Here is a 25,004-nt window from a genome sequence, read left to right on the forward strand (position 1 = left end):
CCTTGCGTTCGGGGGCGTGCCGGTGGGGAAATCCGGTCTGACGCAACCAGATAGAGCAGCAATCGATATACCCGCGCGGGCGCGCGGCTAGTCACGCTTGGTGATAGCTGAGCGGTAATGAATGGGCTATGCGGCGGGCGCGCCGCGAATGGCGCGCCGCCGTGCATTGATGGATGCGCGAGCGCGCGCGATCAGAAGCGGTAGTTGATCGAAATGTCGGCTACGCCGTTGGCTTTGCGGTGCGTGACCGGACTATTGCCCGCGCTGCCCACGAGTTGTTCGAAGGCGCCGTCCGCGGTGGCGAACCAGTGCTTGTCGAACAGCCATATCGCGCTGATGCCGAAGCCCACCGACTTGAATCCCGCGCTGGCGTGGTACTGCGAGTATTTCGAATTCGCCGCCTGGGTCTGATTCACGCCGAACCAGCTATTCATGTAAGTGGAATCCGCCAGCGTCACGTTCGGACCGGCGAACCAGAAGAACTTTTTGGTGCTGCCCGGCATCGGCATATAGGCGCCGAGATCGCCGATCCAGCCGTTCGAGCCGCCGAAATAGCGCCTGACGTCGGCACGCAGCACGAGCGGGAAATCCTGCGAGATCACGTACTCGCCCGACAGTTTGACGCCCGGCGCCGGGTTGATATTGCCGAGGCCGTCCAACTCTTGCGGATCGTCATGACCGCGGCGTCCCAGGTCGTAGACAGTGGCAAGACTCGCGCGCCAGTTCTCGCCTTGCGCAAAATTGACGCCAAAACCCTCGCCGCTCGAGAAGAAGAACAGATCCTTATAGCGCACGTCGACGCTCGGTCCCGCCATCAGGTGATACCGGTCGGAACCCTCATAGCGCGGCTGGAACGATGTCGCCGCGCCAACCCGCACCTGCCAGTCCGGAATATTGGGCTGCCACATCTTCTGCAATGGAATGCCGACCGAATATTGCCATTCGCCCAGCGGCGAGGGAGTTTGCGCCGAGGCCGAATGCGGAATGACGGCAACGCCGCCGATGGCCACGGCCATCAGGGAGGATGCCGCGATGCCTGTTTGTTTATTGCGGAGCTTACCGCCCCGCTTTCTACGGCTGTTAAACACCAGAAGCCTCCGATCTCGCCTATGCGAAGAGGGTTATGTTCTCGCCCCGGGATCCGCGAGGGATAAAAAGCACCAGGGCGACCGCCGCGTTGCTACTTGCGGCATGTAACTTTTTCAGCGAACGACACGTATCGCTCGGCAATCTCAGGAGCCGCATCCGTCAGAAAGCCTGTAAATAGCGGCTTTTGTCTGAACAGAGCGGCACGAAAGATTTGCCGATGGACGCACTCTTGCAAAATGCGGGCCTAGTCGCTGGAGAACGGGCTCGGATCGGCGGAAGACGAAGACACGAAGAGACGAATACGCGCATGCGGATGCTAACGCAGATGCAGTGAACAAGGCGCGGCCGGCGCCGCAAGACGCCACGCCAGCCTTCTCGTGGCCTACTGCGATGCCTCGACCAGCACCGGCTTGTCGCGGTACAGATTCGGGAACAGACGCTTCAGGTTGGCGACCTTCGGCATGTCGTTGATCGCGATATACGCCGAGTTGGGGTGCAACGTCAGATAGTTCTGGTGATACGACTCGGCCGGATAAAAGCCCTTGAACGGCTCGGTCTTCGTCACGATCGGCGCCGGGAAGGCGCGCGCCTTGTCGAGTTGCGCGATATAGCTTTGCGCCACGCGCCGCTGCGTGTCGTTCAGCGGAAACACCGCCGAGCGGTATTGCGTGCCGCTGTCCGGCCCCTGGCGATTCAATTGGGTCGGGTCCTGAATCACGGAGAAATACACCTGCAGCAACTGGCCGTAAGTGACCTTGGTCGGGTCGAACGTGACCTGCACCGACTCCGCGTGCCCCGTCTCGCCACCGCTGACCGTTTCGTACTGCGCGGTGTCGCGCTGCCCGCCCGAGTACCCCGAGACGGCCTTCGTGACGCCGCGCACATGCTGGAACACGCCCTGCACGCCCCAGAAGCAGCCTCCCGCGAAGACCGCGGTTTCTTCGTGCGCGGTCGCGGCGGACACCGGTTCGTCGAGCGCCGGTGGCGCGATCACGACGGCGGCCTCCGATGAAAACGCCATGCGCTGGGCCAGCAGCAGCGCGAGCGCGCCGAGTCCGACCGAGAGTGAAATCGCCGCCACGCGCGAGCGCGCCGGACTGCCGTCAATGCGTTTGTGGAAGTTCATGAGGTCCATCCTGATTCGTCTGAATCACGCGCCCGTTGCGGGCGTGAATGTCATCGCCAGACCGTTCATGCAATAGCGCAGGCCAGTCGGCTTGGGGCCGTCGTCGAACACGTGGCCGAGATGGCCGCCGCAGCGCCGGCATAGCACTTCGTCGCGCGTCATGCCGAACGACTTGTCGGTATGCGTGATAACCGCGTGATCGAGCGGTTGCCAGAAACTCGGCCAGCCCGTGCCGCTGTCAAACTTGGTCTTCGACGAGAACAGCGGCAGTTTGCACCCGGCGCAGGCGAACGTGCCCGCTCGGTGCTCGTCGTTCAACGGGCTGGTGAACGGGCGCTCCGTGCCCGCCTCGCGCAGCACGCGGTATTGCGCGTCGGTCAACAATTTGCGCCATTCGGCGTCGCTGTGCGTAACCTCGTAGGCGGCTGCCGCGCCGCCGCCTGGCGCCTGTGCCGCGCGCGCCGTGCGCCACGTCGAGGCGCCGCCGGCCAGCGTTAGCGCGCCGATTAACCTGAAGAATATCCGTCTGTTGCAAGCCATGATGATCGCTCCGGAAAGTCCGTACCGCTCACCCGTTCCGGCGCCGACCGCGCCGCCCGCGAGTGTTCCCGATGCTTGGTCGCACGAGAGCGGGATAAGTGACAGCATGCGCGTCTTTTTGTGTCCCGGTGGCCGCCGCAATGGCGATTACAGTGGAAATTTCGTGGTCGAGAGAATTTCCTTGAGCACCATGAACGAGCGGATCTGCCGGACGCCCGGCAGATAGAGCAACTGCTCCGCGTGCAGGCGATTGAAGCTGTCGCTGTCGCGCGTGCGGATCGTCATGAAGTAGTCGAATTCGCCGGTCACGACGTGGCACTCCATGCAACCGGCCACCTTCTGCGCCGCTTTTTCGAACTCGGCGAACGACTCCGGCGTGGAGCGGTCCAGCACCACGCCGATGATCACCAGCATCCCCGCCCCCGCCGCCTTCGGGTCGATCAACGCGACGACGCCGCGGATCAGCCCCGACTCCTTGAGCCGCTCCACGCGACGCAAACACGCCGGCGCACTTAGCTTGACCTTCGCCGCGAGCGCGACGTTCGAAATCGACGCATCGGTTTGCAATTGGCGCAGGATCGCGCGGTCGATGCGGTCGAGCGCCTGCAGCGGATCGGCCGGGACGGTGGCGGCGGCTGCCACCGCTGTCCGGGTGCGACGAATTTTTGTTGTGCTCATAGTCCTATTTACAGTTATTTCTTAAACGGATCGCGGTTTTGTACTTTCAAAACTATGCTCAAGCAAATTTTTTTGCAAGCTCATTTCTAGCTCTCTTCCCTACCATTTGCTCAACGCGACCGGTTGCCGTTCGCGTCCCACCTACCCGACCACGAAACTGCCATGAACCTGCAACGATTCCCTCGCTACCCGCTGACCTTTGGGCCGACGCCGATCCAGCCGCTCAAGCGCCTGAGCGACCACCTCGGCGGCAAAGTGCATCTGTATGCGAAGCGCGAAGACTGCAACAGCGGCTTTGCGTTCGGCGGCAACAAGACGCGCAAGCTCGAATATCTGATTCCCGAAGCGCTCGCGCAGGGTTGCGACACGCTCGTGTCGATCGGCGGGATCCAGTCGAACCAGACGCGCCAGGTGGCGGCCGTGGCGGCGCATCTGGGCATGAAGTGCGTGCTGGTGCAGGAGAACTGGGTCAACTATTCGGACGCGGTCTACGACCGGGTCGGCAACATCCAGATGTCGCGCATTCTCGGCGCCGATGTACGCCTCGTCGCGGATGGTTTCGACATCGGCTTTCGCAGGAGCTGGGAAGATGCGCTGGAAAGCGTGCGGGCCGCCGGCGGCAAGCCGTATGCCATTCCGGCCGGCTGCTCCGACCATCCGCTCGGCGGGCTCGGCTTTGTCGGCTTCGCCGAGGAGGTTCGCCAGCAGGAAGCTGAACTGGGCTTCAAGTTCGACTATATCGTCGTGTGTTCCGTGACCGGCAGCACGCAGGCCGGCATGGTGGTGGGTTTCGCCGATGACGGCCGCGCCGAGCGTGTAATCGGTATCGACGCGTCGGCCAAGCCCGTGCAGACGCGCGACCAGATCACCCGCATCGCGAAGCAAACCGCCGAACAGGTCGGGCTCGGACGCGATATCACCAGCAAGGACGTGGTGCTCGACGAGCGCTTCGGCGGCCCGGAATACGGCTTGCCGAATGACGGCACGCTGGAAGCGATCCGTCTGTGCGCGCGCCTGGAAGGCGTGCTGACCGATCCCGTCTACGAAGGCAAATCCATGCACGGCATGATCGAGATGGTGCGCAACGGCGAATTCCCCGCAGGTTCGCGCGTGTTGTACGCGCACCTCGGCGGCGTGCCGGCGTTGAATGGCTACAGTTTTATGTTCCGCAACGGCTAAACCAGGCGCTTTCTCAAGTGCTCCCTCAAGAATTCCACGAACGCCCGGATCGTGAGGGAGCTTTGCCTGTGCTGCGGATACACCGCGTAGACGCTCGTGGCGGCAGGCAGGAATGCCTCGAGCACCGGCACGAGCTGACCGCTTTTGAGCGCATCGGCGACGATAAAATCAGGAAGCCGAACAATCCCGAGGCCCGCGACGGCCGCATCGCGCACCAGCTCACCATTGTTGGCGCGCAACGGCCCGTGGACCTCGACGCCTTTCGTCACGCCATCGACGACGAACTCCCAGCTCACCGCGCCGCCGTGCCCATATAACAGACACGAATGGCGCGTCAGGTCGGCGGGCACCTTGGGCGCACCGCGGCGTCGCGCATAACCGGGACTACAGCAGGCCACCATGCGGATATCCACGAGCTTCTGCCCGATCAGCGTGGAATCCGGCAAGCTGCCAATCCGGATCGTCATGTCGAAGCCTTCGCCGACCACATCCACCGTGCGGTCGCTCAATTCCATCTCGAAGCGCACGTCGCCGTGCTCGCGCAGAAACATCGCCACGAGCGGCGACAGATGCGCCATGCCGAACGACATGGGCGCGCTCACGCGCAGCAGCCCGCGCGGCCCGGCGCGACGCAGCGACATGGCCTGCTCGGCGTCTTCCACTTCGCTGAGGATGCGTCTGGCGCGCTCGTAAAACTCCTGCCCGAGGTCGGTCACCGCCAGCTTGCGCGTATTGCGGATCAGCAACTGCACGCCGAGCGTTTCCTCCAGCGCCATCACCCGGCGGCTGACGAACTGCTTCGACAGCGACAGGCGGTTGGCGGCGGCCGTGAAGTTGTGCGCGTCCACCGTGGCGACGAAAATCCGCATGTCATCGAGCTGCATCTTATTGTCCACTCCACAGTGACAGTGTTTCCGATTCCATGGCGATTATACCGGTATGGATTGACCTACACTCTCATTCATGGATCGCGGACAAACATCTGGCCGGATCGCACAACCCAAGGAGAAAAAAGATGCTTGAAATCAGACACGCCAATCAACGCGGCCGCGCGGAGCACGGCTGGCTCAGCTCGCGTCATACGTTTTCCTTCGCTAGCTATCACGATCCCAAGCAAAACGGCTTTTCCGACCTGCTCGTGATCAACGACGACCGCGTTGCCCCGGCGCAAGGCTTCGGCAAGCACCCGCACCGCGACATGGAAATCTTTTCGTACGTGCTGGAAGGCGCGTTGGAGCACAAGGACACGATGGGCACCGGCTCGGTGATCCTGCCCGGCGACATCCAGTTGATGAGCGCGGGAACCGGTGTCGCGCACAGCGAATACAACCATTCGAAGAGCGACCCGGTGCACTTCCTGCAAATCTGGATCGCGCCGGGGAAAAAAGGTACGACGCCGCGTTATCAGCAGCGTCACTTCGGCGCGGACCAGAAGCGCGGTGTACTGCGCCTCGTGCTCTCGCCGGATGGCGCAGACGATTCGCTGACCGTGCAACAGGACGCGCGGATCTATGCCGGTCTCTTCGACGGCGACGAAACGGCGCGGCTCGAACTGGCGAGCGATCGCTATGCGTATGTCCACGTGGCGCGCGGCAGCGTGACTGTGAACGGCGTCGAGTTCAAGGAAGGCGATGGTGCGCGTGTGCGCGGCGAAGAAGCGCTAACCTTCACGCAAGGCCACGACGCGGAAGTTCTCGTGTTCGACTTGCGCAACATCGAGACGTCGGAGTTGTGGGCTTGAACGGCCGAATGAGCTAAATACGGGCTCGCCGGAAACAAGCCGGCGAGCCACTTTCTTCCTACTCTGTTGAGATAAAAATCATGCGTTATACGCTATTTGAAAATCAGAAAGACGCGGTCATCCTCGTCGCCCGCGTTCTGTTGATGGTGCTGTTCGTCATGTTCGGCTGGTCGAAGCTCACCGGTTTTTCCGGCACCGTGGCTTATATGACGTCGAGCGGCGCGCCGGTGCCTGAGTTGTCGGCGGTGATCGCCGTGGTGATGGAGCTCGTCGTCGGCATCGCGCTGCTGGTCGGATTCTTTACGCGGCCGCTTGCGTTGCTGCTCGCGATTTATACGCTCGGCACCGCGTTCATTGGCCATCATTACTGGAACATGACCGGCGCGGTGCAGTACGACAATATGATTCACTTCTACAAGAACATCAGCATTATCGGCGGACTGTTGCTGCTGTGTGTGACGGGCGCCGGGAAGTATTCGATCGATCGGCGTTGAGGCTGCTGTCTTGCGCGGAGCGGTGCGGGCGGTACGTCAGAAAGAAAGCCGCCCGGCTTGATGCCGGGCGATGTCAAGCGTAAACAAAAACGGCGGCCCAAAGGCCGCCGTCCACTTCCACTACTCACACCACTGCATTAAACCGCTACTGCAACTTCAGCTTCACCAACCACTTCCACTTCTTCACTATTGCGGATCAGGTGATCGAACGCGGAAAGCGATGCCTTCGCGCCTTCGCCCACGGCGATCACGATCTGCTTGAACGGCACGGTGGTCACGTCACCGGCGGCGAACACGCCCGGCACCGACGTCGCGCCGCGTGCATCCACGACGATCTCGCCGTGCTTCGACAACTCGACCGTGCCCTTGAGCCATTCAGTGTTCGGCACGAGACCGATCTGCACGAACACGCCTTCCAGTTCGATCTGCTTCACTTCGCCCGAACGCAGATCCTTGTAGACCAGACCGTTGACCTTCTTGCCGTCGCCGGTGATTTCCGTGGTTTGGGCCTGCGTGATGACGGTCACATTCGCGAGGCTGCGCAGCTTGCGTTGCAGCACTTCGTCGGCACGCAGCGTGGCGCCGAACTCGAACAGCGTCACTTCGCGCACGATACCCGCCAGATCGATCGCCGCTTCAACACCGGAATTGCCACCGCCGATCACGGCGACGCGCTTGCCCTTGAACAACGGACCATCGCAGTGCGGGCAGTACGCCACGCCATGATTGCGGTACTCGCGTTCGCCCGGCACGTTGATTTCGCGCCAGCGCGCGCCCGTCGCCAGAATGATCGTTTTGGCCTTGAGCACCGCGCCGTTGGCCAGACGCACTTCGTTGATGCGGCCCGGGATCAGCGCTTCTGCACGCTGTACGTCCATGATGTCGACTTCATAAGTCTTCACGTGCTGCTCGAGCGCCGTGGCGAACTTCGGCCCCTCGGTTTCCGTCACGGAAACGAAGTTTTCGATCGCCAGCGTATCCAGCACCTGACCGCCGAAGCGCTCCGCCACCACGCCCGTCGCGATACCCTTGCGCGCCGAGTAGATCGCCGCAGCCGCGCCCGCAGGGCCGCCGCCGACGATCAGCGTATCGAACACCGGCTTCTTTTCCAGTTCCTTCGCGGCACGTGCCCCGGCGTTGGTGTCGAGCTTCGCGAGGATTTCCTTCACGCCGCTGCGGCCCTGGCCGAACACTTCGCCGTTCATGAACATGGTCGGTACCGCCATGATCTGGCGCGCTTCGACTTCATTCTGGAACAGCGCGCCGTCGATCGCCACGTGACGGATGCGCGGATTGATCAGCGCCATCACGTTCAGTGCCTGGACGACTTCCGGGCAGTTCTGGCATGACAGCGAAAAATAGGTTTCAAATTGATAGTCGCCGTCGAGATTGCGGATCTGTTCGATCACGGCGTCTTCGAGCTTGACCGGATGGCCGCCCACCTGCAACAACGCCAGCACGAGCGACGTGAACTCATGACCCATCGGAATGCCGGCGAAACGGATGCCCGTGTCCTTGCCCGGCTCGCCGATCGAAAACGAGGGCTTACGCTCGGCGTCGCCACGACGCTCGATCACGTTGACGCGTTCCGACAACGTCGCAATATCGTTCAGCAATGCCAGCAGCTCTTGCGATTTTGCGCTGTCGTCGAGCGACGCGACGATCTCGATAGGCCTGCTAACCTTTTCGAGGTACGTTTTCAACTGAGTCTTGAGATTGGCATCAAGCATGGCTATTCGATTCCGTGGCGATGGTGTTGGGTTCCCGGCGCCGCACGCGCCGGTTAGAGCGCGCGAGGTCCGGGGACGTGCGGATCACTGTGAAAAGCGATCCGCACGCTGATGCGCCGCGAGGCGCCGACTGCGAAAGGTCGTGAGACCTTAGATCTTGCCGATCAGGTCGAGCGACGGGGTCAGCGTTTCTGCACCCGGCGTCCACTTGGCGGGGCAGACTTCACCCGGGTGAGCCGCGATGTATTGCGCAGCTTGCACCTTGCGCAGCAGTTCGCCTGCGTCACGGCCAATGCCGTTGTCGTGAATTTCGGCCAGCTTGATTTCGCCTTCCGGGTTGATCACGAACGTGCCGCGCAGTGCCAGGCCTTCTTCTTCGATCAGCACGTCGAAGTTGCGCGAGATTGCCAGCGTCGGGTCAGCGATCATCGGGTACTTGATCTTCTGGATCGTGTCCGACGTGTCGTGCCATGCCTTGTGCGTGAAGTGCGTATCGGTCGACACGCTGTAGATTTCGACGCCGAGCTTCTTGAATTCGGCGTAACGATCGGCCAGGTCGCCCAGTTCGGTCGGGCACACGAAGGTGAAGTCAGCCGGGTAGAAAACGAACACCGACCACTTGCCCTTCAGGCTTTCTTCCGTGACGGTCTGAAAATCGCCATTGTGATAAGCCTGCGCCTTGAACGGTTTGACTTGACTGTTGATGATCGGCATTTTGCTGAGTCCTCTTTCGGAGTGGTTGGAAAGTGGAGTCAGTATGTCAGACGACGCTTAATAGGTAAAGCAGAGTGTTTTAATAACGACGATAGTCTGACGCTATTTATCTCGCTACTCCTGCCTATCACGCCGTGGGTCAGCCTTCAGAAGCCGCCAGAGGGTAGTACGGCCGATTCCCAGCGCCCGGCTCGCCGCGGCGCGGTTGCCGCCAGCCTGTTCGAGGGCGTGGAGCACGTCCTCGCGGTTCGGACTGATGCGGCTCAGGGCGGGCTCGGCGGCGGCGTTTGCTGGATTCGCGCCGCCGTTCGTGCCGCTTATGCCGCTTACACTCGCCTTGGCGGTCCCCGCCCGCTCCATGCGCCCGAATTCCGGAAACATCGCCTGCCAATCCTGACCGGCAACGCCCGCTGCATCGCCGAGATAGATCGCGGCGCGCGTCAACAGATTTTCCAGCTCCCGCACATTGCCGGGCCACGCGTAGTGTTCGAACAGGGGCGCGAGAAACGCCAGCACCCGCTCGAGCGCGCGTTCCGACAAGCCATACTCGATCGCACTGCGGCTTAACAAGTGACGCGCCAGTTGCGGCACATCGTCACGCCGTTCGCGCAGCGACGGCAATTTTAACTGAAGCAGGTTCAGACGAAAATACAGATCCGCGCGAAACGCGCCCTGCTCGACCAGCACGTGCAGATCGCGGTGCGTGGCGGCGATCACCCGCACGTCGACCGGCGTGGCGCGCCCCGAGCCGAGCTTCATCACCTCGCGCTCCTGCAGAACCCGCAACAGGCGGCTTTGCAGCGCCGCCGGCATTTCGCCGATTTCGTCGAGGAAAATCGTCCCCGTATGGGCGATTTCGAACAGCCCTGGCTTGCCGCCGCGCCGCGCGCCCGTGAATGCGCCCTCCTCATGACCGAACAGTTCGCTTTCGATCAGGCCCTCGGGCAACGCCGCGCAGTTGAACGCGACGAACGGATTGCCGCGCCGCCGGCTCGCGTTGTGGATGCCTTGCGCGACCAACTCCTTGCCGGTGCCGCTTTCGCCGCTCAGGAGCACGGTGGCGTCGTGCGCGGCACCGGCGCGCGCCAGCCGCCGCACGCGCTCGAGCGCCGCCGAGTTGCCGATCAGATCGTCCAGCCGATGCCGCGCGACCAGATGCTTCGGGCGCTGGCTGGTGCGCAGCGAGCGGTCGATCCGCTGCGCGACCAGCGCGTCCTGCAAGGTCACCACGGAGCCGGAGCGCACGCCCTGCTCCACGATCGGCACGCAATTGACGATCAGCGCGCGGCCGCCGATCTGCTCGATACGCTCCTCGATCGGCAGGTCGTGTTCGAGCGTCTCACGCAACAGCGGCCCGACGGCGCGCTCGACTTGCGCGGGCACGTCCTGCTCGCGGTCCAGACCCAGCAGGTCGAGCATGGCGGGATTGACGGCCTCGACCTGGCCGGCGTCGTCGAAAGCGGCGACGCCGTCGCGTAGATGCGCCACGATCGTGTTCAGGCGCACGCGCTTCGATTCCTTCTGGCGGCTCACGCGCGCCAGTTCGACCGAGCGCTCGAACGCTTCTTCGACGGCGCCGAGCGAATACAGGAAAACACTCGCGAGGCCGGCCTGCTGGGCGAAGTCGCACGCCATGCCGGGCCCGATGATGACGCTGCAGCCTTCGGCCGCGAGGCTGTCGACCGCGAGCCGCACTTCGTCGATCGAACGGTAGGCGCGCTGCTTCAGGCTGACTTTCAGCCACGCGCTCAGGTCGGCTAGTTCGTGCGAGATCGTTTCGTGCAGCACGAGGCCGATCTGCGCGTTCGGCCATGTGGTCGTGGCGCGGGTGATCGCGCTGAGTACGTCGAAGCCGTTCACCTTGACCATCACGACCGGTACGTTCAGGTTGTCGCGCAGGTAAGCGCCGTTCGAGCCGGCGGCGAGCACCACGTCGACGGAGCCTGCGTCCACGTATGCTTGCAAGGCGGTGACCGCGGCGCCGTAGCCCTCCCGGACGGAGAAGAATTTCGCGCGCCCGGCGTAGCGCGGCGCGACAGTCTCGCAAAGCGATTGCAACCGGCTGATACTCACCAGTGCGATGCCTGGGCGGCCCGGATCGGGGTTCGCAAGGGACGACGTGAAAGAAGACACCGCGGCGCTCCGGTCTATGTTGAAACGTTCCATGGAACGTTTCATGGAACAGTGCGCTCATTGTGCCACGAACGCTCGCCCCGCCGCTTGCGGGCTAACTCTCTGATTGTTTGGGGCAAACTGCCTGAACGGAGGAATGGCACGCTTTCTGCCTAATCCCGCTCGCGACTTTTATCCGACTTTCCTCACAGGAGACACACCGTCATGACCCAATCCGCCGCCCGCCGCGCCGCCTTCCGCGCCAAAGTCAACCAACGCCAGGGCCTGCTCGTGCCCGGCGCCTTCAATGCGATGAGCGCCCGTGTGATCGAGGACGCCGGCTTCGAGGCGATCTACATCACGGGCGCGGGCGTGACCAATATGTCGCTCGGTCTGCCCGACCTCGGCTTCATCGGCCTTGCCGAAGTCGCCGAACATACGGCGCGGATTCGCGACGCGGTCGCGCTGCCGCTGATCGTCGACGCCGACACCGGCTTCGGCAACGCGCTGAACGTGCGCCAGACGGTGCGCGTGCTGGAGCGCAGCGGCGCCGACGTGATCCAGTTTGAAGACCAGATCATGCCGAAGAAATGCGGCCACTTTTCCGGCAAGGAAGTGGTCAGCGTGAGCGAGATGGTTGGCAAAATCCGCGCGGCCGTCGATGCCCGCGAAGACGGCAATCTGCAGATCATGGCGCGCACCGACGCGGCCGCGGTCCACGGCATCGAGGACGCGATCGAGCGCGGCCATCGCTTCATCGAGGCCGGCGCCGACATCCTGTTTATCGAAGCGACCGAGTCGCTCGCCGACATCGAACGTTTGCCGGGGCTGTTCGACAAGCCGCAACTGATCAACATCGTGATCGGCGGCAAGACGCCGGTGCAATCGCGCGAGGCGCTCGCCAAGCTCGGCTACGGCATCGTGCTGTACGCGAACGCGGCGCTGCAAGGCGCGGTGCTCGGCATGCAGCGCGCGCTCGGCACGCTGAAGAGCAATGGCCGGCTCGACGAGGACGCCACGCTGGTCGCGCCGTTCAGCGAACGCCAGCGGCTCGTCAACAAGCCGCTGTATGACAAGCTGGATCGGGAGTACGCCGCGAAAGACTGAGAAGCATGACGAGGACGCTGTGTCCGGTTGATTGGCTCGGCTAGCGGGCTTGCTGCTTTGCCGGCTTTCCGTGCGCGTGTGGGCTCGACGCGTTGCAGGGGCGCGCGCGGCTTGCGGCCTTGCGGGCTTTCGGCCTTGCGGGCTTTCGGGCTTTCGGGCTTTCGGGCTTACGGGCTTACGAGCTTACGGGCTTTCAAGCCCACTGACTTGCCGACCTAACAGGCACGCTGCGTGCGCCGCCCGCCGCGCATGCGCGGCACTCGCCGCGGTAGACGGTATGGCGCCATTTATTGCGTTAGGATTCAGGGCTGGCGCTCGCTTGCCATCGTCGATGGCTGCGCCGGTGCGCCCCACCCGCGGCCGCGATCCCGTCGCTCGTCCGCCCCGTCCGGATGCCGGAAACACGTTTTCAAAAGGTAGTAGCAAGAACATGAAGGTCCAACCATCGCGCGTGAAGCGCCGGCACAGCATCGGCGCTCGAATGCGCTCGCACGACACCGCAAGCCGCCCGACAGGAGCCGCGCAATGAGCGGCAGCGAGACACGCAACACGCACGTCGGTTGGCTTCCGTATATCGTCGCGGCCACCTTCTTCATGGAGTATCTCGACACCACGGTGATCGCCACCGCGTTGCCGCAGATGGCGCACTCGTTCGGTGTCGGCCCCAACAGCCTCAGTCTCGGCATGACGGCCTACATGCTGGCGCTGGCGATCTTCATCCCCGCGAGCGGCTGGGTCGCCGACCGCTGCGGCTCGCGCACGGTGTTCTTCAGCGCGATCGGCGTGTTCACCGTGGCTTCCGTGTTGTGCGGCCTGTCGCAGAACGTCGTCGAGTTCACCGCCGCTCGTCTCCTGCAAGGCATAGGCGGCGCGATGATGGTGCCGGTGGGCCGCCTGATCGTGGTCCGCAGCACCGAAAAGAGCCGCATGATGCAGGCGATCTCGACCATCACGTGGCCGGCGATTGCCGCGCCGGTGGTCGGCCCGCCGATCGGCGGCTTCATCACGACCTACGCGTCGTGGCGCTGGATCTTTCTGCTCAACGTGCCGTTCGGCCTCGCCGCCATGGCCGTGGCGCTCGCGCTGGTGCCGAACCTGCGCGGCACCGAACGCAAGCCGCTCGACGTGGTCGGCCTGCTGCTGAGCGGCACTGCGTTGACGGCGATTCTCTACGGCGCGGAGCTGGCCAGCCAGCCCGGCGAGAATCCGTGGATCGCGGGGGCGATCATCGTCGGCGGTTTGCTGGCGGGCGTGGTGGCGTTCCAGCATGCGAAGCGTCATCCGCATCCGCTCATCGACGTCTCGACGCTGAAAATCCCCACTTTTTCCGTGACGGTGGTGACGGGCTCGTTCACGCGCATCGGCATCGGCGCAGTGCCCTATCTGATGCCGCTGCTGTTCCAGGTCGGCTTCGGCTTGTCGGCGTTCAAGTCGGGGCTGTTGCTGCTCGCGAGCGCGCTCGGCAACCTCGGCATGAAGGCGCTGACCACACGCATCCTGCAGCGTTACGGTTTCCGCATGGTGTCGATCGTCGACGTGACGGTCGCCGGCGTGTTCATCATCGCGTGCGGATTGCTGAGCCCGAACGTGCCGCTCGCGCTGGTGCTGTTCGTCGTGTTCATCTATGGCGTGGCGCGTTCGATGCAATTCTCCACGCTCGCCACACTCGCCTATGCCGACGTCGCGCAACCGCAGATGAGCGCCGCCAGCACGCTATGGAGCGCGGCCGCGCAAATGACAATCGGCCTCGGCATCGCGTTCGGCGCGGTGTCGCTGCGCGCGGCGGCGTTCTTCAATGGCGAGATCACGGGCCGCGTGTTCACGCTCGACGATTTCCGTCTCGCGTTTCTGTTCGCGGGCGTGGTGACGCTGGCATCCGTGATCGGCTATATGGGTCTCGCACGCAATGCCGGCCAGAGCATCGGCGGCGGGTCGCGCGGCAGCGAAGACCCGGCCAAGGGTTGACGAGAACGCACGTTGATAAACGGCAGGAGATACGCGTTGCAAGCACACGAACTGACGGTTTCGAATGACAAGGCCGCTCTCGATATGGAGATGGTCTATACGTTCCTGTCGCGAGAAACGCCGTGGGCCAGGGGCATGCCGCGCGAGACGTTCGAGCGGGCCGTCGCGGGCTCGCTGTGTTTCGGCGGCTATATCGACGGCAAACAGATCGCGTTCGCGCGCCTGATCACCGACGAGGCGACTTTCGCGTACCTGTGCGACGTGTTCGTGCTGCCGGCGTATCGCGGTAAGGGATATGCGTCCGCTTTAATGAAGCGCGTTTTCGCGAGCCCGTCGCTGCAGGGCTTGCGAAGGATCGTGCTGGTGACGACGGACGCGCATCGCGTATACGAGCCGCACGGCTTCACAGGACTCGCGACGCCGGAACGTTACATGGAGCGGCATAACCCGGACGTCTACAAGCCGGCCTGAGCGCAGCGCGCGCCGCGAACCCTCGCGGCGCTGTCATCGGTGTGCCACGTTGGATGGTTAATTTGCTGCGGGAACAGAAACCGCACAGACAGTAAAAACCGTCCCCAGCCCATGCCACAGCATTCCGCGCGCGCGACCCGCAGCGCTTCCGTCGACGGCGGCCGCCTTGTTTAAGGCGGCCTTCGCCAGCGCGCTGCTCAATGCGTTCCTTTCGGCGATGCAGATCGCCATCGGCGTCATGGCGCATTCGGACGGGCTGTTTGCCGACGGCATCCACACCTTGAGCGACCTCGCTGCTGACGGCGTCGTGCTGATCGTGCTGTACCTCACCACAAGACAGCCGCGCACTGCCGGAGCCAGCGCCGACCCCGGCATCGAGCAGGCGCTGGGCGCGCTGTTCATCGCCGCCGCACTGATGGTCACCGCCGCCGGAATGCTCTGGACCAGCGTCGCGCAAACCTCGACGCTCAGCGGCGGCACCACGATGCATATCGGCGCGCTGGCCGTGAGCGGCTTCGTCATGTTCGCCAAGGAAGCCCTGTTTCGCTATATGCGCGCCGAAGGCACCCGCACCGGCTCGGCGATTCTGCTGGCCAGCGCGTGGCACGCGCGCGTCGACGCGGTTTCGGCGCTGGTGGCGACGTTGGGACTCGCCGGCAGTCTGGCCGGCATGCCGATGCTCGATCACACCGTCGGCGCGGCGATCGGCCTGATGATCATGCGCATGGGCTTCGTAAGCGGCCGCAGTGCGTTGAAGCAACTCTTCGCCGGCTCGCCCGGCAACGCGACTGCCGCCGCCGGTCAACCGGCTGAATAAAATCTGGAAGCGGTTCGCGTCAGCCGTAAGCGCGTTCGCGCATCCACTTCGTCATGATCCATTTATCGCCGCCGAGCACCGGCGCGCCACCATGCAAGGTGAGTGGATCAAGTTGGCGCTGAGCGTTCATATAACGGAAATACACCGCCCCGCCCTGTCTTGCCGCGACCGATATGCCCGCTTCCGGGAAGATAGTTTCACCGCCGTCCGCCACGTCGTTCAGGTAGATCACCAGCGTGGCGACGCGCTGGCCGCCTTGCGCGGTATGCACCGCGCTGCCGGGTTGATCCGGCGGAAAGTAGTCGAAGTGCGGGCGGTATTCGCCGGTCGTGCCGTAGTGCAGAATCTGCAGCCCTTCGCCGTTTTCGACCGGCCAGTTCATCAGGCTCGCAATACGCCGGTCCATCCGTTCGATGAACGTGTCTTCGCCGCGCTGATACCAGATGCCTTCGCTGGTGCGATTGCGGATCACGTCTTCCTTGCCGGTATCGGGATTGACCGTGGTGGAGCGCTTCAACCGATGACGCGAGCGCTCGATCATCTCGGCGCATTCGTCCGGCGACAACACGTCGCCGAACACGATCACCTGGGGACGCTCGCAGCGCATCAGCACACGCACGTCGCGATCGTGCGCGCGGATCAGATTGCCGCGCGCGACGGGCGGATCATCGTATTGGTACGTTCGTGGCGCGGCTTTGGCGAGCGCCGCCTCGGTCGCGGCCGCCGCGGCAAAGGCCGGATTCGCCGCTTTAGCCGGGTCTTGGCCGAAGGTCCTGTGCACGGCCGCGCGCGCGGCGTCGGTGGCAAAACCGGCCTGCACCATGGCGTCGACCATCGAATCGGGACTGCAGCCGCGCGCCACGTTGCTGCTCAGCCACTCTTCCCATGCGGCATCCACTACTGGCATAGCATTCCTCATTCGTCCGCTCGAAGAAATTCAGCATCACGTGGCTGAATGATAGCAAGCAGGCGGTCTTAGGCCCGACTGCGCGGCACGCTGCTCAAGTGCGCTGTTGACGCCGCCGGTAGAGTTCGAGGCCCTTTCGCGCTTGCGCCCGGATAGCGCGCTGCACGAGCGGCGACCAGCCGAGCAGCGTCCCCTTGAGGCCGAGCGCCTGGCGCGTCCAGCTCCACAAATCGAAGCTGTCGCGATGTTCGACGATGCGTCCGTCGCGGAACACAAAACGGGCGTCGATGCGGTTGACCACCGCGCGCCCTGTCTGACTGAAGAGATAACTCGCAATCCAGTGGGCGCGGCCGCTGCGCTCGTCCGCTTCGACGCCTTCGAACGTCAGCGAGAAATCTTGCGCGCGCGCCACCAGCATGCGCCACATATCGCGCGCTTCCTCGCCGCGTAGCTCGCCGAACGCGGGGTCGCTGAAGACGACGTCGTCCGCGTAACAGGCCACCATGGTTTCGGCGTCGCGTTGCTGGAACGCTGTGTAGAAACGCTGGATCAGATCGGTGTTGGTGTTGGCGTTGGGATGGCTCATTGTTTTGATGGGGTGCGTTGGCCGTTTTCGAAGTCGATCCGGAAAAGCGCCCGGCGATCATTCGACGGCGGGCACGCCGCACACGATATCGGAAAACGGGCCCAATGGGCATTGCGGCGTGCCTGGCCGTTCGACGCCGCGCCACGCATCCGCGCGGCCTCGCTGCGGCCGGCCCACAGCTTCTGTTCAGCACGCGGGTCGCTTTTCGTTATATCCTGCTGAATATCACGGTACGCTTCGTGGTGCGTGGCGGCGCGTTCTTCGGTACGTCCGTGAGCCGCGCGCGACGAGGCCAAACGAGCCAGTAAGAGCCAACAGGAGCCACTAGCAGTGCGCAGTCGATCCATCTTATCCGCCCCGGCCGGACGCCTCGGGCGCTCGCCCAACGAGCTTTCGTCGACCATCGTCGCTGTGAAGGCGGCGTCCGAGCGTGGCCGCGCCGAATCGATCCGCGATGTCGTCGATGCCTACCGTCGTCTCTACGGCAGCGTGCAGCGTTTCGTGCTGATGCTCACCGACGACCCGTTGAATTTCGCCTCGGTCGGCACGTCGGGCTCGCATTCACTGCACCAGTTGCTGTCGATCCTCGCCGAACGGGCGAGCGCCGCGGCGTTCGCGCGTCTGCACGACCTGAAAGCGGCGATCGAAGAAGCACGCTGCGCCGAACAACTGCGCGACGCGATCTTTTGCGACACCTTCAGCAACGACCTGACTGCGCTGCGCAAGGTGGTCGCCGAACTCGAACGGCTCGATGCGGCCTTCGTGGGCCTGTGCGTCGGGCATGTGCTCGAACAGCACGCACGCGCGGCGAGCGCGACGAGTCCGGTAGCCGGCCCGCGCCCGGCTGTTGCCCGGAGCCCGGCGGGCGGCACGGCGCCCCGACGCAAAGCGCGCGTCGCCGAACCCGCCCTCACTCCTTCAAACGATTGATTCGCGACATCCGCAGATGAACGTTCTCTCGCGCCCACCGTTATATCTTCCCGAATATATCGTCGACCGCACTCGCGGGGCGAACGTGCGCCATGTGCTTCACATGCACGTTCAACCCGCCTGACACGAACCGGATTCGAGATTCCCATGCACACGCCCCCGTTCCGCCTCGCCCAGCCCACGCGTCTGAAACTGTCCGGCGACGAACTTGCCGGCACCGGCATGCACGTCACCGACGCGTGCTGCGTTCCCGCCAAAGTATCGTTCTCGAACACCAAACGGCGCGCGCGTCTCGCCGAACTCGACAGCCATTTGCATTGCTCGATCATCGGCACGTGTCTGAGCACGCATGAATTGCGCAAGCTGGTGCCCAAATTCAAGGGACTCGACCGCCGCGACGCGAGCGATCTCGAGATTCATCACGCGGCGGTCGAACTCGCGATCGCAGGCGGCGCGGCCGCCAAGGCGCTGCACAAATTGCTCGACGAACGCTATGCGGGCGCGATCCGCCGCTTCGACAAAGCCGCCGACGACGTCGATCTGCTCAATCTCTGGGACGAAGCGCTGAAGAGCGGCGACATTCCGCCCGCCTACTGGGCCTTGATGACGCATCCGTTCGCGACCCTGCCCGTCCGTCAGAAGGCATTCGGCGAATTGCACATGCTGTCGCATCTGGTGGGCGCGGCCAATCGCGCGGACATACGCCGGCTGGTCGCGCTGGAAGAGGAAAACGCCGCCTTGAAGGAAAAAATCGAGCGTCAGCAGAGCCGCTTGCAGGAGCTCAGCTTGCAACGCGACGCGCGGATTGCGGCGCTCAACGAACAGATCGCCCAACTCACGGCGCATTCAACCCGCCAGATCCCCGCCGATGCCGCCGATCTCGCAGCCGAAGCGCAACGGCTGCGCGACAAACTGGCCGACGCCGATCAGCGTGTCGCCCTGCACACGAGCCGCCGCGAGGCCGCGGAACACCGCGCGCTGCAGGAACAGGCCGCAGCACTCGCGCTACGCCGGAGCCACGATCAAACGTTGACGCTGCTCAGACTCGTGCAAAGCGAATGCGACGCCCTCGAACATGCGACGCTGGATGCAGCCGACGCGGTGAGCGGAGCCGGCACGCGCCGGGCGAGCCTCGACAGCGTGCAAGGCAAACGGATCGTGTACGTGGGCGGCAGGCCAGGTTCGAACGCCGCGCTCAAGCGACTGGTGGAAGCGGTAGGCGGCGAACTCATCGTGCACGACGGCGGGGTGGAAGATCGCAAGGGCCTGCTTGCCGCGGCGTTGCCGGGCGCGGATCTCGTCGTGTTCCCGGTCGACTGCGTTGACCACGATTCGATGAACATGCTCAAGCGCGTCTGCGAACGCCATCAGATCCGGTATCACCCGCTGCGCACGGCCAGCGTAGCGAGCTTTGTCGAATTGATGGCCCGTCTGTATCCGGAAAATCTCGCGCAACTGGGCAATCCGCCAACTCCGGTGTTTTACCTGCGGCACGGCTGAGCGAGCTCTGTTCACGAACCCGGCGGCTCAGGAGCGGATCAGCCTGGTCAACTCGGCGATCTGTTTCGCGCAACTGCGCTGCGCCTCGACTTCGACGTCGCGGTACAGGCGAATGATGGTTTCTCCCACCGGCGTGAGCGTACAGCCGCCGCCGCTCTGACCGCCCTGCTCCGAATGCGTGGCCGGCGACTTGAGCGAGCGGTTCAGTTCGTCGATCAGCAGCCACGCGCGCCGGTACGACATATCGAGGCTGCGCGCCGCCGCCGAGATCGAGCCGAATTCGCGCACGGCTTCGAGCAATTCGACTTTGCCCGGCCCGAGCGCGACCGCGTCCGCGCTACGGATGCGCATTCTGAAGCGCACTTCGGGGCGCGTTTTCGCGGCTTTTTTTGCCGCTGGCGCGGGGGTGTTTTTTGGGGTGTCAGCCATGCGCGAAAGCATACACGAACGGCCGCACAGTCATGCTTGAAGCGCCGGGATGCAATGCCCGTAGTCTTCGCAGCCGGACAACCTGGCGCTCGCCCTGGCTGCAAACCCAATGACAGCGCGCGTCGTTCGGCGAGGAATTTCTTCCGCCGCAGGTTAGCGGTATTCAACGCGACGAGCGTAGGGAAATAACGCGTCAACATCCACGTGACTTCGTCGCGGCCGGCGAGACCGAGATCGCGCCACAGATGATCCGGGCGCAAACAGGCATGAGCGATGATCGCCGCGAGACACTGCGCGTCGTCCCCACGGACCGTGGCGCTGGCGTGTATGAGCAATAGGGCGTGGAGCGTGTGGACGCCTCCCGCTCAATTAACTCGGGGCAGCGTCGTCACACAAGACAACGCGAGGACGTCGTAATATAGCGCTCTTAATAACGCATCGGGGTTATCGCATGATTCGCAAGCTGCTCGCTTCTCTCGTCGCTCCTGTCGTGGTCGTTTCCGGCATCGTGACGACCGTGCCCGCGTTCGCGCAGGACAACACAGTCAACGTGCTGTACGCCGGTTCGCTCGTCAATCTGATGGAGCGCGGCATCGGCCCGGCATTCGAGAAAGCCACGGGCCAGCATTTTCGCGGCTACGCGGCGGGCTCGAACAAGATCGCCAACGAGATCAAGGGCAAACTGCGCCGCGGCGACGTATTCATCAGCGCGAGCCCCAAGGTGAATGACGGTCTGACGGGGGCGGCAAACGGCGATCACGTCACGTGGTACGTGAACTTCGCCGAATCGCCGTTGATGATCGGCTACAACCCGCAGAGCAGATTCGCGCCGCAGTTCAGGAGCAAGCGCTGGGACCAGGTGCTGCAGCAGCCGGGCATCCGCATCGGGCGGACCGATCCGAAGCTCGACCCGAAGGGCGCGTTCACCGTCGAGATGGTGACCAGGGCGGCTGCGCTCTACCATCAACCGGACCTCGTCGAGAAAACGCTTGGCGCCGCAGAAAACCCCGAACAGGTGTTGCCTGAGGAAACGCTGGTGGGCCGTCTGCAATCCGGCCAGCTCGACGCCGGCTTTTTCTACTCCACCGAAACGTCCGACCTGAAGATTCCTGCAATCCGCCCCGCACCCGAATTGCAGGCCAAGGCCAGCTACACGCTGACCATTCTCAGCGACGCGCCGAATCGTGAAGGCGCGAGCAGCTTCGTCGACTTCCTGTTGAGCACGCAAGGCCGCGCGCTGCTCAAGCAACATGGCGTGGACGTCATCAAACCGACCGTGAGCGGCAACGTACAAGCCATGCCGCCGTCGGTGCAAGCCGTAATCGACGCCGCGCAGTAAGCGCGATGAAACGTACCGCTGCGCGTCCGCTGCTGTGGCTGGCGGCGCTGCTGGCCATCTATCTGTGCGCGCCGTTCGTGGCGAGCGTGCCGCAACTCGGCGCGGCGGACTGGGCCAATGTCGACTGGCGCGCGACGTGGTCGGCGGTCGGCGTTTCCGCCGCGAGCGCGAGCGTCGCCTCGCTCGCGATTCTGCTGGGCGGCGTGCCGCTGGGCTATTTCCTCGCGCGCTCGAACTCGCGCAAGGTGGCGCTGCTCGGCTTTGTCGTGCAGTTGCCGCTGGCGCTGCCGCCGCTCACCAGCGGTGTGCTGCTGCTGTTTCTGCTCGGCCCGTATAGCTGGGTCGGCCGCTTCACCAACGGCGTACTGACGGATTCGTTCGCGGGGATCGTGCTCGCGGAAGTCTTCGTCGCCGCGCCCTTCCTGATCATCGCCGCCAAGTCCGCGTTTACCGCCGTCGATCCGATACTCGACGACGTCGCCGCGACGCTCGGCCATCACGCCGGCAGCCGCTTTTTCCGCGTCATGCTGCCGGTCGCATGGCCGGCGATTCGCGCGGGACTCGCGCTCGCGTGGCTGCGCGCATTCGGCGAATTCGGCGCGACCGTGATGGTGGCCTATCACCCGTACTCGTTGCCGGTCTACACGTACGTCGTATTCGGCGGCCAGGGGTTGCCGGCGATGATGCCCCTGCTGCTGCCGACGCTCGCCATCGCGATCGTCTGCGCGGCGCTGTCGATCTACAGCCTTCGGCAAAAGACCGCGCTCGAGCAAACCGAAAACGGCGACGACACGCTCGCACCCGGCGTGGGCCTGACGGCTTCGAGTGGCGGCGAAACAGCGGACCTGCGCCTCGCTTTCCATTTGCGACGACAACTGGGCGCGTTCAATCTCGATCTCGCATGGACGCCGGCGACGCGGCGCCTCGCGATCATCGGGCCGTCGGGTTCGGGTAAGTCGTTGGCGCTGCGTCTGATCGCGGGACTCGAATCCAACGCAACGAGCAGCGTGACGCTCGGCGCGACGCCATTGAATACGTTGCCGCCGGAACGCCGGCAGATCGGCTACATGCCGCAAGACTACGGCCTGTTTCCGCACATGACGGTCGCGCAGCAACTGGCCTTTTCCGTCGATGCCGATCCGGCGAGCGCGCGTTACTGGCTCGATCATCTGGGTCTCGCGCAACTGGTTGCACGACTGCCGCATCAACTGTCGTTCGGCCAGCGGCAGCGCGTCGCGCTCGCGCGCGCGCTGACACGGCATAGCGAACTGCTGCTGTTCGACGAGCCGTTCGCCGCGCTGGACACGCCGCGGCGCCGCCGTTTGCAGCAGTCCTTGCGCGCGTTGCAGCGCGAGATCGCGGCGGTGACGATTATCGTCACGCACGATCCCGATGAAGCCGCGTTGCTGGCTGATGAAGTGCTGGTGGTTGAACAGGGCCGTGTGTTGCAAGCGGGCTTTATCGACGCCGTGTTTGAACGGCCGGCGTCGATGCGCGTGGCCGGTCTGCTCGGCTTGCATAACGTCGGCGAAGGTGTGATGAGCGCGTCGGGCCAGGTCGAGATCGCGCCGGGCTTCGTGATCGGAACCGGCGACAGCGGGCTCGCTCTGCCCGTCGGCGAGCGTGTCATGTGGCGCGTATCGTCACATGCGATTGTTGTCGGGCAAGACGGCACGCATGCGGGCGTGGTCGATGCGGTCGAACTACGGCGCGGCGAGCGCTATGTCCGCGTGAATATCGCCGGCGTCCGCTTCGACATTGCCAACGAAGATACCCGCCTGCGCGAAGGCGCACCGTGCAGGATCGATGTCCGCGCTTCGGGCGTTGCGGTCTGGCCAGCGAGCGACGCGGCGCACTAGCCTTCGTGCGCGTGAGCGCGGCTCCTGATTTCGGCAAGCGACATATCGATCAGCAGCTTGCCGGAATCGAACACCGTCACCAGCGCGTCTTCCCAATCGCTCGCGACCGTGCGCTCATCCCAGGCAATAGGTAGCGTGGTCGTTCGATACTCGCCCGTGTGGCGATTCCTCAGCAGCGTCAGCCGCCCTTTCATCGAGCGCTTTCCGGCGTCCGTGACAGGATCCTTGAGCACGTCGTGCCACTCGTCGCCTAAGCGGATCGCCGAACACTTCATCGCGAAGCGCTGCGTGTCGCGATTGATCTGCTGCAACAGCGCGCCGCCCATGCCGAACACGATGTTGTCCGCGGCGAAGCCGGCTTCGTCCATGGCGGCGAGAATCGTTTCTATCGAATCGGGATTCACGCCGTCGCCCTGGATCACCCGCACAGTGTTGAGCACCCGCCGCCCTTTGCCGTTCACTGCCGATCCGAACGACGCCTCCAATGCCCGCAGCGTTTGCAGCACGATGGTTTGCGGATCGCCCGAGTCGGGCCGGATCACCAATGTGCCGCCCGAGTCGAGCACGGCCTGCTTCAGCTCGTTGCCCCAGGCGTCGAGTGCGGCGAACAGATCATAGGAGTCGGACACCACCGACACGATCGCGCCCGGCTTGCCGAACCGCGCGATCATGTTGCGAAACGCGTCGGTTTCGCGCTCGCGGCCCCACGAGGTGATCGTGCTGTGTTCCGCCGCCGGCACGGAAAACGCCGCCATCGTCTCGTTGTAGTAGTGGTTCGCCGCGACTACACCGAGCACGGTATCCGAGCCCATGAAGCTGACGAGATGCGCCGCGCCACCAATCGCCGCCGATTCCGCGCTCGACACGCCACGTGCGCCGAAGTCGTGCAGCTTGAACGGCAATTGCGTGAGGTCGTCGCTGCTCTTCAGCAGATAGCCGCGGATCGTCTCGCGCAGATGCCAGCTCTGCGTCGCAACCGTAATCGGATACCACACGCGCAGCAACATGGTCTCCAGATACGACGCCAGCCAGAACACCTGCGGGTCGTCGCATTCCACCGTGACGAGCACGTTGTGCGTCGGCACGACCGAGCCCTCCGGCACCGCGCGGATGCGCACCGGGAGATAACCGCCGTGGTGTTCGACGATGTAGCGCCAGCCCGCTTCGTTGAACGGCTCGCCGTGCGCCGTGAAGAATGCTTTCGCCTGCTCGATCATGGCCGGCGTGATCGGGCTGCACAGGTATTCCTTGATCAGCATCTGCAGGCCGAAGAACAGCGTGCGGTCGTAGCGCCCGCCGCGCGATTCGATGTATGAAAACATCGCCGACGCTTCGGGCGGATACTGCAGGTAGTGCGACGCCTTGTACGAATCCGTGTTGAGAATCGGATTGGACAGAATCGACGCGATATCGTTGAGACCGCTGGACTCGTTTTGCATGGACAATGCTGCGCTCATAGGCGCTCTGAAAAGTAAGCAGACGGGCCGCGCATCCGGCCGGCCACAACGACACGATACACCGTCAAAACACACCGAACCGCGCCTTGCTTCGATCGGCGCGATAGGTTCGGGGCAACGAAGCACTTCCACTGAGGGCGCGAGCATGAGCGGTCCATGTCATTGCAGACTCGTTCGATATGCGAATTATTATTTGAGTCGGCTGCGCCACGGGCTGCCGGCCTCTGGTGTCGC

At 63.9% G+C, this 25,004-nt stretch carries 23 protein-coding genes and 1 pseudogene; 11 read left to right on the forward strand and 13 right to left on the reverse strand.

Going from position 1 to position 25,004, the window contains the following annotated elements; translation table 11 throughout:
- Positions 1-191 precede the first annotated feature (191 nt).
- From B0G73_RS04430 to B0G73_RS04445, 4 genes are all read right to left on the reverse strand, one after another.
- Complete coding sequence (locus B0G73_RS04430) at positions 192-1,088, reverse strand: MipA/OmpV family protein (RefSeq protein WP_106278244.1); 897 nt, start codon at positions 1,086-1,088, stop codon at positions 192-194.
- 383 nt (positions 1,089-1,471) lie between these two features.
- Entirely contained in the window at positions 1,472-2,215 is a 744-nt protein-coding gene (msrA, locus tag B0G73_RS04435) for a peptide-methionine (S)-S-oxide reductase MsrA (RefSeq protein WP_106278418.1), read from the reverse strand.
- A gap of 24 nt (positions 2,216-2,239) precedes the next feature.
- Positions 2,240-2,755, reverse strand: coding sequence for a peptide-methionine (R)-S-oxide reductase MsrB (gene msrB, locus B0G73_RS04440; RefSeq protein WP_106278420.1), 516 nt, complete (start codon positions 2,753-2,755; stop codon positions 2,240-2,242).
- A 147-nt stretch (positions 2,756-2,902) separates the two neighbouring features.
- Positions 2,903-3,433, reverse strand: coding sequence for an Lrp/AsnC family transcriptional regulator (locus B0G73_RS04445; protein WP_106278246.1), 531 nt, complete (start codon positions 3,431-3,433; stop codon positions 2,903-2,905).
- Positions 3,434-3,595: 162 nt separating this feature from the next.
- Between B0G73_RS04445 and B0G73_RS04450 the strand changes: the two genes are divergently transcribed.
- Positions 3,596-4,612 (forward strand): 1-aminocyclopropane-1-carboxylate deaminase, encoded by a 1,017-nt coding sequence (locus tag B0G73_RS04450; RefSeq protein WP_106278248.1) that lies wholly within the window; start codon positions 3,596-3,598, stop codon positions 4,610-4,612.
- On the opposite strand, the gene B0G73_RS04455 is transcribed toward B0G73_RS04450, so the two are convergent.
- Positions 4,609-5,496 (reverse strand): LysR family transcriptional regulator, encoded by an 888-nt coding sequence (locus B0G73_RS04455; protein ID WP_106278250.1) that lies wholly within the window; start codon positions 5,494-5,496, stop codon positions 4,609-4,611. The genes B0G73_RS04450 and B0G73_RS04455 overlap by 4 nt on opposite strands.
- 131 nt (positions 5,497-5,627) lie before the next feature.
- Between B0G73_RS04455 and B0G73_RS04460 the strand changes: the two genes are divergently transcribed.
- Both B0G73_RS04460 and B0G73_RS04465 read left to right on the forward strand, forming a co-directional pair.
- Entirely contained in the window at positions 5,628-6,353 is a 726-nt protein-coding gene (locus tag B0G73_RS04460; RefSeq protein ID WP_106278252.1) for a pirin family protein, read from the forward strand.
- An 80-nt stretch (positions 6,354-6,433) separates the two neighbouring features.
- Complete coding sequence (locus B0G73_RS04465) at positions 6,434-6,847, forward strand: DoxX family protein (RefSeq protein WP_106278254.1); 414 nt, start codon at positions 6,434-6,436, stop codon at positions 6,845-6,847.
- Between the two features lie 137 nt (positions 6,848-6,984).
- On the opposite strand, the gene ahpF is transcribed toward B0G73_RS04465, so the two are convergent.
- The 3 genes from ahpF to prpR all read right to left on the reverse strand — a co-directional run bounded on the left by ahpF (position 6,985) and on the right by prpR (position 11,457).
- On the reverse strand, positions 6,985-8,577 hold the full coding sequence (gene ahpF, locus B0G73_RS04470; protein WP_106278256.1) for an alkyl hydroperoxide reductase subunit F: 1,593 nt from the start codon (positions 8,575-8,577) through the stop codon (positions 6,985-6,987).
- Between the two features lie 150 nt (positions 8,578-8,727).
- On the reverse strand, positions 8,728-9,291 hold the full coding sequence (ahpC, locus tag B0G73_RS04475; RefSeq protein ID WP_054035375.1) for an alkyl hydroperoxide reductase subunit C: 564 nt from the start codon (positions 9,289-9,291) through the stop codon (positions 8,728-8,730).
- 114 nt (positions 9,292-9,405) lie between these two features.
- Positions 9,406-11,457, reverse strand: coding sequence for a propionate catabolism operon regulatory protein PrpR (prpR, locus tag B0G73_RS04480; protein WP_258193167.1), 2,052 nt, complete (start codon positions 11,455-11,457; stop codon positions 9,406-9,408).
- A 171-nt stretch (positions 11,458-11,628) separates the two neighbouring features.
- Between prpR and B0G73_RS04485 the strand changes: the two genes are divergently transcribed.
- The 4 genes from B0G73_RS04485 (at position 11,629) to B0G73_RS04500 (ending at position 15,763) form a co-directional block, all read left to right on the forward strand.
- Positions 11,629-12,510 carry an oxaloacetate decarboxylase gene (locus B0G73_RS04485; RefSeq protein ID WP_106278258.1) on the forward strand — a complete coding sequence of 294 codons (882 nt, stop codon included), beginning with the start codon at positions 11,629-11,631 and terminating at the stop codon, positions 12,508-12,510.
- A gap of 525 nt (positions 12,511-13,035) precedes the next feature.
- Entirely contained in the window at positions 13,036-14,475 is a 1,440-nt protein-coding gene (locus tag B0G73_RS04490; RefSeq protein WP_106278260.1) for an MFS transporter, read from the forward strand.
- 36 nt (positions 14,476-14,511) lie between these two features.
- Positions 14,512-14,946 carry a GNAT family N-acetyltransferase gene (locus B0G73_RS04495; RefSeq protein ID WP_106278262.1) on the forward strand — a complete coding sequence of 145 codons (435 nt, stop codon included), beginning with the start codon at positions 14,512-14,514 and terminating at the stop codon, positions 14,944-14,946.
- A gap of 166 nt (positions 14,947-15,112) precedes the next feature.
- Positions 15,113-15,763: a cation diffusion facilitator family transporter gene (locus tag B0G73_RS04500; protein WP_106278264.1), complete on the forward strand. Its 651-nt coding sequence runs from the start codon at positions 15,113-15,115 to the stop codon at positions 15,761-15,763.
- Between the two features lie 19 nt (positions 15,764-15,782).
- Here the strand turns inward: B0G73_RS04500 and B0G73_RS04505 are convergent, their stop codons facing one another.
- Together B0G73_RS04505 and B0G73_RS04510 are read right to left on the reverse strand one after the other, a co-directional pair.
- On the reverse strand, positions 15,783-16,670 hold the full coding sequence (locus tag B0G73_RS04505) for a 2OG-Fe(II) oxygenase (protein ID WP_106278266.1): 888 nt from the start codon (positions 16,668-16,670) through the stop codon (positions 15,783-15,785).
- A 94-nt stretch (positions 16,671-16,764) separates the two neighbouring features.
- Positions 16,765-17,256 (reverse strand): nuclear transport factor 2 family protein, encoded by a 492-nt coding sequence (locus B0G73_RS04510; RefSeq protein WP_106278268.1) that lies wholly within the window; start codon positions 17,254-17,256, stop codon positions 16,765-16,767.
- Positions 17,257-17,586: 330 nt separating this feature from the next.
- On the opposite strand from B0G73_RS04510, the gene B0G73_RS04520 reads away from it, so the two are divergent.
- Both B0G73_RS04520 and B0G73_RS04525 read left to right on the forward strand, forming a co-directional pair.
- Positions 17,587-18,186, forward strand: a complete 600-nt coding sequence (locus tag B0G73_RS04520; RefSeq protein WP_106278272.1) for a hypothetical protein — start codon at positions 17,587-17,589, stop codon at positions 18,184-18,186.
- A gap of 147 nt (positions 18,187-18,333) precedes the next feature.
- Positions 18,334-19,686: a DUF2325 domain-containing protein gene (locus B0G73_RS04525; protein WP_106278273.1), complete on the forward strand. Its 1,353-nt coding sequence runs from the start codon at positions 18,334-18,336 to the stop codon at positions 19,684-19,686.
- A 27-nt stretch (positions 19,687-19,713) separates the two neighbouring features.
- Here B0G73_RS04525 and B0G73_RS04530 read toward each other — a convergent pair whose 3' ends face one another.
- Complete coding sequence (locus tag B0G73_RS04530; RefSeq protein ID WP_241974981.1) at positions 19,714-20,115, reverse strand: winged helix-turn-helix domain-containing protein; 402 nt, start codon at positions 20,113-20,115, stop codon at positions 19,714-19,716.
- Between the two features lie 30 nt (positions 20,116-20,145).
- Positions 20,146-20,471, reverse strand: a pseudogene (locus tag B0G73_RS40385) (nitrogen fixation protein NifQ); the annotation flags it as partial.
- Positions 20,472-20,566: 95 nt separating this feature from the next.
- On the opposite strand from B0G73_RS40385, the gene B0G73_RS04540 reads away from it, so the two are divergent.
- On the forward strand, positions 20,567-21,454 hold the full coding sequence (locus B0G73_RS04540) for an extracellular solute-binding protein (protein WP_106278277.1): 888 nt from the start codon (positions 20,567-20,569) through the stop codon (positions 21,452-21,454).
- Positions 21,455-21,459: 5 nt separating this feature from the next.
- Positions 21,460-23,313 carry an ATP-binding cassette domain-containing protein gene (locus tag B0G73_RS04545; protein ID WP_106278279.1) on the forward strand — a complete coding sequence of 618 codons (1,854 nt, stop codon included), beginning with the start codon at positions 21,460-21,462 and terminating at the stop codon, positions 23,311-23,313.
- Here the strand turns inward: B0G73_RS04545 and B0G73_RS04550 are convergent.
- Positions 23,310-24,752: a nicotinate phosphoribosyltransferase gene (locus B0G73_RS04550; protein WP_106278281.1), complete on the reverse strand. Its 1,443-nt coding sequence runs from the start codon at positions 24,750-24,752 to the stop codon at positions 23,310-23,312. The genes B0G73_RS04545 and B0G73_RS04550 overlap by 4 nt on opposite strands.
- Positions 24,753-25,004 lie beyond the last annotated feature (252 nt).

This window comes from Paraburkholderia sp. BL25I1N1 (assembly GCF_003002025.1).
Lineage (GTDB): Bacteria > Pseudomonadota > Gammaproteobacteria > Burkholderiales > Burkholderiaceae > Paraburkholderia.